The organism is Streptococcus infantis, assembly GCF_021497965.1.
GTDB classification, from domain to species: Bacteria; Bacillota; Bacilli; order Lactobacillales; family Streptococcaceae; genus Streptococcus; species Streptococcus infantis_B.
The window spans coordinates 1,382,913-1,395,561 of sequence record NZ_CP046525.1 but is presented as its reverse complement, the minus strand read 5'-3'; the positions used below and the strand labels follow the sequence as shown (position 1 = coordinate 1,395,561).

Here is a 12,649-nt window from a genome sequence, read left to right as displayed (position 1 = left end):
ATAACTTCAAAAAGTGTCGATGGTGTGGTTCTGAAGATACAGAGGAGGCATAGAGATTTTCTACATTTTTGAAAAATTTTTTGTAACAACAATTGAGTGGACATACTTTGTCCACTCTTTTTTGTAAACTTAAATTATCAATAAAAAGAGGTGAAATTAAATGAATTATTATCAAGTTGAGTTTAAGAATCCTGATGATTTCTTAAAAACTCAAACAGAAGATTTTATTAAGACTAATCGTTTATTACTATTTAAAGAGGATGACGCTTATTACCTTATTTCTAAAGAAAATTACAATGATCAAGAAATCATGGGGAAAATAAAGGATTTTTTTGATCATGAGTTTACATTAAACAAAGTTAAAACTCTATCAGAAAGTGATTTTATAAAGAAACTTGAAACAAGTGATAGAAGAGAACTAGTAAAATTCTTATTAAGTGCAAATAAAGAAACAATTTCTCATTATCTAAAACCTAATTTTGAAAAACTGGATGAATTGAAAAACATTTATGGTCTCACTGATTTTAAGAAGGCTGTTCAAGAACTAATTACATATCTTTCATTTCAAGAAAAAATAAATGATAATGAACAACAGCAACACTTTTATATTTTTAATGGTGAGAGGGGATCTGGCCGTAAGTTTGCTATCAAATTTCTGATGTCTCTTTTTGGCATGAATGCAATATTTGTAAATTGTAACAATTTTTTTATTCCTAAGATAGGCGAAAAAGATTTCCCAGTATTAGTTGATTATCTTTCAGCAAGACCAAGAACAAAATCAGATGTTTTTGATGTTTTTAGGCAAAAAAAGGGATATTCATTTAATGTCATTATTGCGAGAACTAGGCAGGAGGCAGAATCTATTAGAAAAGAATTACTTGAAGATTTTAGTAAAGTATCAATTGTTAATTTTCCGCAATATGATGAAGCAGAGCTTAAAGAGATCGGCCTTCAAATGTTAAATCAAAAAGGTATTCAGTTGAGTAATGAAGACTATGAACAATTAATAGCTGGAAATAAAGTACTAAAGGATGCTAAAGAAGTTCGACTTTTTGTTCAAGAACTTGTTGAATTTGCAGTACAAAATAATTATGATCCTACAGATAAAAACGAATTAAATCTGGATGGATTTATTCTCCAAAATGAATCTTCAGTTGAAGATGAAGAAAATGCGGAGAAAAAGTTGAGTGAATTAATTGGTTTAGAAGAAGTGAAGATAGTCCTTAATCAGCAGTTAGCTTATGATCGAGTTTCTGCGTTGCGTCAGGCTCATGGATTTAGTAATGAAATATTAAATCGTCATCTCGTTTTTTCCGGAAATCCTGGGACTGGGAAAACTATAGTGGCTAGGCTTTATACAAAAATTTTATACAATAACAAGATAATTCAAGAGAATAAGTTAGTGGAAGTGGGGCGTGCGGACCTTGTTGGTGAATATGTTGGACAGACTGCTCCAAAAGTAAAAAGAGCTTTTGATGAAGCGAAAGGAGGAGTACTCTTTATAGATGAGGCTTATAGTCTTATCCCTAGTAGTGAGAGAGATTTTGGACATGAAGCTATTTCAGCGCTTATACAAGAAATGGAAAATCGTCGGGATGAGGTGTTGGTTATTTTTGCTGGGTATGAAGAATTGATGGCCCAATTCATTGAAACTAACCCGGGACTTTCCTCTAGAATTTCTAGAGAAATAAAATTTTTGGATTATACAATTGAACAACTAATTGCTATTTTGGAATTGATGATAAATAAGAGATATTATCAATTAACTGATGATTGTAAGATGGTACTACGTCAGCATTTTTCAGAAGTTGTCAATTGTAAAAACTTTGGAAATGCTAGATACGTTCGAAAATTAGTAGATGAGATTGTCTTCAGTCAAGCACAACGAGTGATTGAAGGTGATAAGAATCAGTTAGAAGATGATACCTTTTTAAATCAAATTACATTGACAGATATCAATAAGGCTATTGTAGCTATTGAAGCAAAATCATCAAAATCAATATCGTTGATAGGATTCGGAAGGTAGGAGTAACCTATAATAGACTTTAAAAGAAAGATTAGGTACTTGTCCAATAGTTGTATCGGTAGAAGATTTGAACTAGGAAATTGATTGAATCTAAGTCATTGGAAATGTTATAATATTGTTAAAGGATTTAGGATTATATGAACGACCAAGAACGCTTATTAACTATATTTTTACGATTACAGTCTGGCGCGCATTTAGCTAAGGCTCAGCTTGCAGATGAATTTGGTGTTAGTGAAAAGACTATACAACGAGATTTTTCTCTCTTGTCGGGTTTCTTAGATACACAACCGATGGTTGCAGCAGAACTTGCCTACGATACGAGGCACCATACTAGGTATTTAAAAGGAAAATCTTTATTTAATAAAAAGGATATTCTTGTAATTTCAAAGATTTTACTAGAAAATCGTTCTTTGAATAAAGAAGAAAACAAGTCATTACTTGATAGTTTATTGGCACTTATTTCAAAAGATGAGCAAAAAGAAGTTTCCAGTATTATTGCAAGTGAGTTGCTAAATTATGCACCGCTGTCAGATACACAAAACCGTATTGATAAGGTTTGGGAATGGTCTGAAATGATTCGTAAAGAGTTGGTCTTAGACATTGATTATCAATCTCCTTATAATACTGAAAAGAGACATACAATTTTTCCGGTTTCTCTTTACTATGATACTCATTATTTTTACATAGTAGCCTATAATTTACTTTTTGATTCTTATATGACTTTAAAATTAGATAGAATACTCAGTTGGAAAGAATCTAAAAAAGAAAAACCTTCTCTCTCATATGGAAGAAAATTTCGAGATGGAGAAATTCGTAATAAACGAGTAGATCCATTCATAGGAAAAGAGTTAAATATCAGAGTTCTATTCGACAATGATCCAGCGATTGTTGTTGATCAATTTCCATTAGCAACAATTATTGAAAAAACATCAACTGGCAATATTATTGAGTTTGTGAGTCAAGATACACCAGGGCTGAAGAGGTGGTTGTTGAGTCAAGCGGATGCTCTAACGGTTTTGTCTCCTCAATCGTTAATTGATGATGTAAAAACTCTTATTAAGAGAATGCAAGAAAATTACATTGACTAGAAGTTTGAGAGCGAATAAGATAAATTTTTGTCTGTTAGAAAAGAATACTGTGAATTATATAAACTAAAGGAGAAGATGAAATGAGTAGAGTTATATATAGAACTCGACCATTTAGCCCCTACGCTAAGTATGACAAGTATTGGAACGAATACATTCAAGAGGGTGATGAGATTATTAAGTACGTTTATAATAAAGTTAAATTTCCTGATAGAGAACTAAGAAATGAAATATATTCAGATGAGAAGCAAAGATGGACAATAGGTGATGTTAATCTTCCTGATTGGTTATATAGATATATAGTCGACGATGATTTATCTGACAATGGCAAAAAAATTGTCAAACAGTGGAGATTAGACAAGTATATTTCTGATTTAAATAATTACAAAGAAAAAGGATATTTCATTGATGAAGAAAAGAAAATTGTCATAACGGATAGAGAAATATTAATGTTCCGAGAAGACTCAGAAGTACCTTATTGGGATAAAATCACTTCCTTAGTCAAAAATGCCTATAATCGTATTCGAATCACACCTAAATTTATGGGGTCAGTCAAAGATGACTTTGAGAATCACAAAGTGGATTATGAAAAGCTTCGTGATATGGCTGAACAAAATAGGAAGAAAAATGAAGAGAAAGAAAAAGAAATTTTAGCTAAGCAGCAAGAATTACAAGAGAAAAAAGATTATGAAGTAGCTATTCAATTGTTTTTTAGACTACAAAAAAATTTAGTTGAAATAAAGCCAAAGTTAAGTGAAGAAGGAAGAAAAGAAATTGATAATCTTCTTAATTTAATCGATGAATCAGATATAAGTCGTGCTAGATATGATATTTTACATCAAGCGGGAGTCGAAATAATCTTGAAAGAAAAAAGTAAGAGAGGCTAATTTAAATGGATTATGTGACTAGAATACATTTAAAAAGAGACGATAACATTAGGAAAGAGTTAATTGATTTCTGTTTAAATAATTCTGAACAGTATGTTGCGATTGGCTGGAGTTGGTTGAGTGAAGATATTAAATTAGATAATTTTTTAGAATATTATAATCGTATTAAAAAACATAATGGTAAAGCACATCCAGCAATAAATATTTTTAGAGATGCAAAGAAAGATGATTTGTTCTGGACCAGAGATTTAAGTGGAAATTACTGGATTTGTAAAGTAAAATCTCCAGCTATAGTAGTTTGCGATACTCATTTGGATATTGGATCAGTCATCCCAGTTGATGCATTTAATGTGGGAATGCAAGTCCCTGGGCAAATTAAAGCATCGTTTAATAGACCTCTTGGTGCTACCGTCGAGAGGATACGGGATAAAAGTATAATAGAATACTCAAAATTGATATTTAATAAATTTTCGAAAAAGAATTATTTTGAGGTAACAACCTATAGTGGAGGTCTCTTAGATAATTTGCCTGAATTTGATTTAGAAGAACTTGTCATCTCATACCTTCAAATTAAGGAAAACTATTATGTCCTTTCTAATTCAATTGCAAAGAAGTCAACAACAATAAAAATTGAATGTGAAATGATTTCAAGAGAAATTGATGACCCTAGAAAAGCAGTAGTTCAAGTGAAAGGCAAAAAGGCAAAGGAACTTGACGCTTTAGAATTTAAACAATATGTAGATGAAGGTTATCTAGTATATTTATATGCTCCGAGAGTAATAAATTTAGATAAGATAGAAAATGTATTTAGGATAGGGGACAACGATTTATTAAATTTCTATGAGAAATATAAATTAATCCTACCAGCATCTATCACTCAGTGGGAAGATTTATTTACTAGTGAGAGTGATTAAGATGTAGAAATAGTAACTTTGATTGCTGAATCTCTTCTATTATTTCAGTCTCTACCTTTTTCTCTACCTTTTTTTCGCAGACGGTTATAAAGTCTATCAAAATAAGCTTTGTAAGAGTATAAGTTAATTTTTACAGAACTAAACTATTTCCCCTTTTAAAATATATTGATTCATATTTTATGAAATCAATAGGTATATATAGTTCTGAAAACACAAGGTATTGCATTGTTTTTGGTTCAAGTAAAAATCATTCTTGTCAAACCAGGCTTGAAAAAGGCCCGTAAAGCGTCACAATTTAGTAAACGTTAAAACTTATTTACATTTATTAAAAGCATTTCGTATCAAAAATACGAGATGCTTTTTTTCTAGCTTAATTTTACAAATTGGATTTTGAAGGACACCATGGACCTATTTTCAAGTTGATAACGACTACAAATTTGTTCTGGAGACCATGAAGATTGTAATCGCTCTTTAATTTCCTACTTCAATTCACAGGAGTCTAACTCGATTTTCTTCCCTTCTGCTTCGCCAATTGTTCATTGTGTGTTTGTGCTGCTTGTGCAGAGTAAGTGTCATTACCACACTTAATTCTCTTGAGAAGGTTGATTTGTGAACGCCTAATTTTCTAGCTATTTGGCAGGGTTTGAGACCTAATTCTAGGTAAGTCTCTATCTTAATTCGCTCAATTATGGTAATATGATGGTAGCTTATAGATTTCTCCCGTGTTCTGTTTAGTGTGGTTACTTACAGTTTATACGAGATTGGGCTCTATGAGTTTTTTGTTGCACTATATTTTACCATTTATCAAATATAAAAAAGTAAGCTCAGAAAATCTCTGATCTTATTCTCATATCTCTCCAAACAACTTCCGTAAAATTTTCGGTGTGATACGTTGTCCTGGCCCTACGTAAGTATAGGCGTGCAGGTACATGGCAGGATTGAAGTTGAGTTCGATACAGGTGCAATTTGGTAGCTCCTTACTAGCAGGCTTGGTGTAGTCTGGGATAATCAAATCGACTCCACAGGCCCAAGCCCCCATAGCAGTCGCCATATCGGCAGCTAGTTGTTTGTAACTCTCGCCCATCTGGTCAGTCATGTCAATGGAGTCGCCTCCAGTTGAGATATTAGAATTACCACGCAGAAAGGCTTGGATACCTTTAGGCAAGACTGTATCAGGTGTGTAACCCTGCTGTTCCAACATGAGTAATTCAATATCACCCAGATTGATGATTTCAAGAGGTGAGCGATGGTCGCGACCACGCAGAGGGTCTTGGTTTTTCTTTTCGACTAATTCTCGTATGCTTGAGCTTCCGTCGCCTACGACATTGGCCGCGACGCGGAGCAGGACAGCCTCGCATTTTCCATCCAAGATAAAGAAACGGTACTCGGTCCCTGCCACAAACTCCTCGACTAGCACATGGCTATCTTCCGAAAAGGCGATGTCTAGGGCTTTTTCATAGCCAGAAAGGCTTGTTGACTCTTGGAAGATGGAAATGCCCAGACCGAAGTTGGTGGATTTGGGTTTGACAACAATAGCAGAGTTGGCTATTTGTCCGTAGTACCGCAAGGCATCGTCCTTGTTAGCAAATTCTGCTCCCGCAGGTACTGGAAAACCAGCCTTGTCCAAAATCTTTTTGGTCACAACCTTATTAGCCATGGCCAGTGGAATTACGTAGTTATCTTTGGATGTCATGTTGCCATTTTTAATGTACTCCACATGGTCACCATGCCAGAGTTTGAGAAATTGGTCTTCCTCATCTAAAATTTCTACGTTCAAGCCCAGCTGAATGGCGTCAAAGAGAATCATTTGGGTGGAGAGTTCCATGTTTTCATAGCCTTTGAGGGCATAAGGTGCTGTCCAAGCGTAGTCATGAAAGGCTTGTCCTTGTTGTTGGCCAAATTTTTCAAGGGACCCTTCTTCAACCTGCTCTGCTATTTTTCCAGAAAGGGTCAAACGTGGATCAAGAAGAGAGGCCTCCACCTTAGTGATAAGCTGGCTATAATAGTCATCCAGTCCAAAGTGAGCGACGATGGCCTTCATGGCTGTCACGATAGGTTTAGGGTCAGCCTCTTTAGGAAGTGGTGTGTGGGGATGGCTGAGAGCGATTTGGTTGTTGAGAGTAGTAGCTACTGCCAATTCTTCGTCGACTTGCTCCATGTCGTCTAGCCACAAGAGTGCGAGTGCAAAGAGGTGGGTGGTGTCTAGTGTTTCTTGGCTGATTGCCAGTGGCTCAAAGGGGTTGAGGTCAAAGTTGCGGAACTCTAGATAGGAGATGCCCTTAGTCAAAAAGTCCCGGCTAGTCTTAGCACCGCGTAAACGGATAGCAGAGTAAAATTCTTTTTCGGCGGACAGTTGCCCAGATCCAACAGCGTTTTCGATGTCGGTCACGTATTGCTCCAGTGAAGAGAAGGAAATGTGAACATCGGGGGCATTGACATAGCCGTAGTTGGAGTTACGAATCGACCGCACGCAACCAATTTCATCTGTCAAAAACCCTTTTTCTGCTAGCGGGCTTGCTCCGTAAAGGTAGGTCAAGAGCCAGCGATAACGCAAGAAGTTCTGAGCTAACTTGAGATAGAGGGCATTCTTGAAGGTCAGTAAATCGTCATAATCACTGACTTCAAAGAGCTGCTGGGTCAGATCTTTGCCGAGTTCAAAATTATAGTGAATTCCAGATATGGACTGGAGCAATTTGCCGTAGCGTTCTGCCAAACCAACTCGGTATTGATACTCGTAGTCACTTTCCAACTGGGCAATCTGAATCTCTTCTTCTACAATCACAGGTGGCATGGATAAAGGCCAAAGATATTCTGACTTATCCATTGAGCGAATAGCCACATCGGTGATGGCCCCGAGGAAGCGACGAGCTTCCGTGGTCGACTGTGCTACCGGTGTAATGAGCTCTAGTTGAGGTTCGCTATAATCTGTCTGGATATAGGGATGGAAACTGCGAGAACCCAATTTTTCAGGGTGTGGCGTTTGAGCGACACGGCCTTCAGTATTGATTCGTAGAGATTCGCGCTCCAGACCAAAGGTAGCTTGTAAGATGGGAGTATTTGGGGATAATTTTTGAAATACGTTTGATAGGTTCATGATTGGGCCTCGAAATAACTAGTTTCTCTATTATTTTATCAGTTTGTTAAATAAACTCAACTTTCTGCTACGGAGATGGAGAAGGAAATGCTCGGACGAATTGACTATTTACTTGCATTAATATAAGCAAAAGCATTAGTAGAAGTATTGAAACTACACCTAATAGTTTTTTCCCCACACTCAATCTCTCATTTCTGTCTTTTTTTCGTAGACAGTTATAAAGTCGATCAGAATAAACCTTGTAAGTGTATAAGTTAATTCTTACAGACCTAAACTATTCCCCTATTTAAAAAATAATGATTCATATTTTATGAAATTAATTAGTAGATATAGTTCTGAAAAGCCGTTATATTACGCTGTTTTTAGTCCAACTGAAATCCATACTTTCCAAACCAGGCTTGAAAAAAGCTCGTAAAGCATCACAATTTAGTAAACGTTAAAACTTATTTAAACTTATTGAAAGCATTTCGTATCAAAAATACGGGATGCTTTTTCTGTTCACCCCAAATTTTTGTAACTAGGTGATACTTGAAATTAATACAAATTTGGTTGTTTTTGATAAATCTAAGCAACACTACATGATGAAGTGAAAGGGGATGAATCTTTGATAGTATTCACTTATTGTGAAATATGATATATTTATTAATTAGATGGATGAATACTTCTAGAGTTAAATATAGTATAATAGGGACATACTTTTTGGTTTATTTTTGTTTGTAGTCGGATTATGAAAGAATATCCAATATTATGCGATAAGATAGAATGTTACAAAAAAGAAAGGGGATGCAATCCGATGAAGAAAGACAGATTAATTGTATTGACAGATGCTGTTCTAGCAATTATTATGACCATCTTGGTTTTAGAGTTAGAAAAACCAACAACACCAAGTCTTGAAGCTTTTTGGGATTTACGGCAAAATTTCTTTGCTTGTTTTCTTTCCTTTTTCTGGTTGGGATCGTTATGGATGGCACTAAACACATTATGGGAAAAGGTTGAGAAAATTTCCTCAGAAATTATTTGGTGGAATTTGTTTCTACTCTTGGAGCGGCAGGAGTTCTCTTTGGAGAATTTCATGCCATCCAAGATACCAGTCTGAATGATGTGGTGGACCGGATCTATATAAATGTCAAGGATTTACCGTTTCAGTCCTTGGGAGCTTTAGCTAATATCCTGTCTGATATTAAGGAGGGACTGATTCAAGACAGTCATATCTGGTCTTTCTTCCAGTCATTTTTCAAACAATATCAGTTGATAATCAGCTTAAATCAGATCTATCAGTTTGTCTATCTTTCTCTGATGGAGATCATGTCCTATCTTCACTTTGATTATTGGAAAAAAACGGCTCGGTCAGGAGCTAGTATGAATAAGGAGAACAAATGAAACGTTTAAAAATGTTATGGCATATTATGCAGGTTACGGGTTTTACTCGGTTTGCTCTGAGTTTTGTGACCTTTGTTTTTGGGTCAGGAGGCGTGCTTTTCCTAGTTGAACCTGCTATCACAAATTACGGAGACGGTCTTTGGTATGCTTTTGTGACTTCGACGACTGTCGGCTACGGGGATCTCCTAGCTGTGACCTTGATTGGAAGGATTACCAGTGTCTTCTTGACGATTTATGGGCTCATATTTTTTGGCTGTTTATCAGCTGTTATTTTTAATTATTATACCAATTTAAATAAGGAAAGAGGAGAGGACAAATGACTGCCAATTATTCAACACGGGAATACCGTGAGAAATTATACGATGACCTTCATGTTCGATTGAGAGATACAGCGATTTTGATGTGTGCAATTTTTATTGCCTCTATCGGACTAAATATGAATTCAACAGCTGTCATTATAGGAGCCATGTTGATTTCACCTCTCATGACACCGATTGTTGGACTGGGATTCGGTTTAGCTATTTTTGATACGCGTTTAATCAAGCAATCTCTAGAGGTTTTATTGACTCAAGTGTTGGTCAGTTTGCTTGTCTCGACTCTGTATTTCTGGATTTCTCCCTTGTCTTATGCAAGTAGCGAGTTGATTGCACGAACCTCTCCAACCATTTGGGATGTCCTCATTGCTATTGCTGGTGGGATTGCTGGTGTGATCGGTTCAAGGAAAAAAGAAGCAAACAATATCGTGCCAGGAGTAGCCATTGCTACAGCTCTGATGCCGCCTATCTGTACTGCTGGCTATGGTTTAGCTAATGGGAATGTACGATTTTTATTGGGGGCTCTCTATCTTTTCTTGATCAACTGTGTCTTTATCATGCTAGCCAACATTGTTGGAACAAGAATTTTGATGAGAAAATCTCCTTTAACTTCATTTAAAGAGCTGAGCATTAAAATGAGAATTGGCTTGATTTCTTTGATTGTATTGTTGATTCTTCCAGCTAGCTATTCGGCAGTTACTCTGACAATAGAACAAGCGCGCAAAGAAGGGATCAAACAGTTTGTAGGAAAAGAGTTCGCCAATTATACGGTTATTAATCAAGTCTACAAGTCAAGTAACAATGAATTGGTCTTGACGGTTGTTGGAGATCCGATTTCAGAAGAAGAATTAGAAACACTCCACCAAAAACAAGCCTCTTACGGTATTCAATCTGTTCAATTGAAAGTGAATCAAGTTCAGAACTCGCCAACATTAGATAGTGAAGCGACCAAGGAATTTTATGAAAACATTGACAAGTATATTGATCAAAAACTCTCTGAAAAAGATTCACAAAACGATCTCGTAAAAGAAAATGAAGCAGACAAGGATTGAGGACAATGAACTGAATCGGTTTTTACGCCGTGTTTTTCTTGTATCTTCCTCTTTCTTACTTATAGCAGGTTGTTTTTGCTTGAATAAGAAATAAATTAGAAGTTCTATCATCTAAGAAAAATGATGAAAAAAATCATTTAACTAATGGTGTGAACGTTTAGTGTTTATCAGCTCCATTCTCTGTAATTTTGGGGGTAAAATCCACACCATTTAGATAAAATTAGTTGAATTTGATTGGAAAAACGCTTTTATAAAAGCGGAGAAAAGTCTTGATATTACGCTGTTTTTAGTCCAACTGAAATTCATACTTTCCAAACCAGGCTTGAAAAAGGCCCGTAAAGCATCACAATTTAGTAAACGTTAATTCGTTAACTGGACAGCAGAATACAAACGAAACCTTTGCCAGTTGGCAAGGTGTTTTTTTCTATGAGAACTGGCGGTGCGCATTAGGATAGCTCTAGCGACTTTTAGTCGCATAGAGATATGCTATGCACAGTTGCCTCAAGAAAACAATGCTTCTTGGTCCCACCCTGTTAGACAAGCTTCAAAACCAAGGAATCCAACAGATTTCTCTGTAGTTACAGATCGGCTTTAGGGCTTGAGCAGATATCAGTCAGGCTCACCCATGGCTAAACAACAATGGTTGCGTAATTCATATTAGTGAAATCTGCGAGTAAAGTGAAACGAGCAGATATAGCGTTATTCTGGGCAATTTATAATGATTTATCGTGCTGAAAATTTAGAAAGGCAGGACAAGGCTTTAGAGGACTTTCTCGCCGAATGGAAACCAAAGTATGGAAGTCATGGAAAGTCTGGAGAATACGATAATCTTTAACTTTTTTATCAGTTTCCCTACCAGATTTGGGCACAGCATGTATTCGACAAACCTCATTGAGTCTCTTAACAAAAGAATCAAACATCAACGAAAAAGACGTTCTTTTTCCTAAATGAGGAGGCTCTGGAACGTTACTTAGTTACGTTGTTTAAGATTGACGATTATAATTTTAGCAAAGTCACCGAATCCTAAAGGGGTGGTTGGTCCATGTTCTTATACGACTTGGAAAGCTTATTATTAACACTCGTACTCTACTTAAGTTTTCACATAATTTTTGACAGTATACAAAAACTAAGTATATTGTTTTCATCATAATAAGATTAAATATCAGTATAGAGAATTTTTATCTATATATCAGGCCTATCGCAGCATTGCTTGTTGCTGTCCTTTTTCGCTACAATATTTCAAGAGGAAATAACAGTTAAAAGAAGTATTAAATGTCGCAAGTTCGAAAAAATCATCTCTCTTCTTAGGACGGGTATGCATTTGGGACGCTTGCTTGAAAGTCTTAGCAGTAAAGACGCTAAGGACAAGGCTATTCTAAGGCTCCTGTGCTAAAAGCTTATCAAAATTAGAAAGCACGGCGCTTGTATGGCAGGATCCTGTGTGTCTGTTGTAAAACACACGGTGTGGATGATGTTTTACAAGACGCTAATATTTCTACGAACAGGAAAGGAACAAGAAGAACAATTAGATAGCTGGACAGGTGAATAATATGTCTTTTAAAGCGCTACGACGAGAGGATATCAACATAATCCGATTATCGTTCCTCTGTTTTCACTGTGCCCTTGGATATTAACAAGATTTAATTCTTCGTTCCTTGGCTAAAAGATTAAAAAGGGGCTCACTCTATGGTCAGTTTTATAAGAGGATCAGCACAACATTTACTCTACCGTAGGAAAGAGGCTTCTCTGTATTTAGAAAAGCTGCAGAGGCCTTTTTAAAAAGATTGACAAGGGAAGTTTCGGACTTTCGATGATAGCTTCCATTCGTAGAGAGCAGAGTGCTCTTTCAATTGTATCGTGTGCAGCGATTCAAGTCGTTTGCTGTTTCGATTGTGTA

General features: G+C 36.0%; 10 protein-coding genes and 1 pseudogene. 9 read left to right on the top strand and 2 right to left on the bottom strand.

Annotated elements, in window-relative coordinates:
* The first annotated feature begins 160 nt into the window (after positions 1-160).
* From GOM46_RS06895 to GOM46_RS06880, 4 genes are all read left to right on the top strand, one after another.
* Positions 161-2,026, top strand: a complete 1,866-nt coding sequence (locus GOM46_RS06895; RefSeq protein ID WP_235083401.1) for an AAA family ATPase — start codon at positions 161-163, stop codon at positions 2,024-2,026.
* Positions 2,027-2,163: 137 nt separating this feature from the next.
* Positions 2,164-3,114: a helix-turn-helix transcriptional regulator gene (locus GOM46_RS06890; protein WP_235083400.1), complete on the top strand. Its 951-nt coding sequence runs from the start codon at positions 2,164-2,166 to the stop codon at positions 3,112-3,114.
* Positions 3,115-3,194: 80 nt separating this feature from the next.
* Positions 3,195-3,998, top strand: coding sequence for a hypothetical protein (locus tag GOM46_RS06885; protein ID WP_235083399.1), 804 nt, complete (start codon positions 3,195-3,197; stop codon positions 3,996-3,998).
* Between the two features lie 5 nt (positions 3,999-4,003).
* Positions 4,004-4,912 carry a ribonuclease D gene (locus tag GOM46_RS06880; protein ID WP_235083398.1) on the top strand — a complete coding sequence of 303 codons (909 nt, stop codon included), beginning with the start codon at positions 4,004-4,006 and terminating at the stop codon, positions 4,910-4,912.
* Between the two features lie 389 nt (positions 4,913-5,301).
* Here the strand turns inward: GOM46_RS06880 and GOM46_RS08380 are convergent.
* Together GOM46_RS08380 and gshAB are read right to left on the bottom strand one after the other, a co-directional pair.
* A pseudogene (locus GOM46_RS08380) lies at positions 5,302-5,623 on the bottom strand (transposase); the annotation flags it as partial.
* Positions 5,624-5,759: 136 nt separating this feature from the next.
* Entirely contained in the window at positions 5,760-8,006 is a 2,247-nt protein-coding gene (gene gshAB, locus GOM46_RS06870; protein ID WP_235083397.1) for a bifunctional glutamate--cysteine ligase GshA/glutathione synthetase GshB, read from the bottom strand.
* 793 nt (positions 8,007-8,799) lie between these two features.
* On the opposite strand from gshAB, the gene GOM46_RS06865 reads away from it, so the two are divergent.
* The 5 genes from GOM46_RS06865 (at position 8,800) to GOM46_RS08470 (ending at position 11,699) form a co-directional block, all read left to right on the top strand.
* Positions 8,800-9,102, top strand: a complete 303-nt coding sequence (locus GOM46_RS06865) for a TMEM175 family protein (RefSeq protein WP_006151097.1) — start codon at positions 8,800-8,802, stop codon at positions 9,100-9,102.
* Entirely contained in the window at positions 9,027-9,386 is a 360-nt protein-coding gene (locus GOM46_RS06860) for a hypothetical protein (protein ID WP_235083396.1), read from the top strand. Before GOM46_RS06865 ends, GOM46_RS06860 begins: the two co-directional genes overlap by 76 nt.
* Positions 9,383-9,706 (top strand): potassium channel family protein, encoded by a 324-nt coding sequence (locus GOM46_RS06855; RefSeq protein WP_000825751.1) that lies wholly within the window; start codon positions 9,383-9,385, stop codon positions 9,704-9,706. The genes GOM46_RS06860 and GOM46_RS06855 overlap by 4 nt, the downstream gene beginning before the upstream one ends.
* Positions 9,703-10,752 (top strand): DUF389 domain-containing protein, encoded by a 1,050-nt coding sequence (locus GOM46_RS06850; RefSeq protein WP_000126416.1) that lies wholly within the window; start codon positions 9,703-9,705, stop codon positions 10,750-10,752. The genes GOM46_RS06855 and GOM46_RS06850 overlap by 4 nt, the downstream gene beginning before the upstream one ends.
* A 794-nt stretch (positions 10,753-11,546) precedes the next feature.
* Positions 11,547-11,699, top strand: a complete 153-nt coding sequence (locus GOM46_RS08470; RefSeq protein ID WP_414930177.1) for a transposase — start codon at positions 11,547-11,549, stop codon at positions 11,697-11,699.
* Positions 11,700-12,649: the final 950 nt, after the last annotated feature.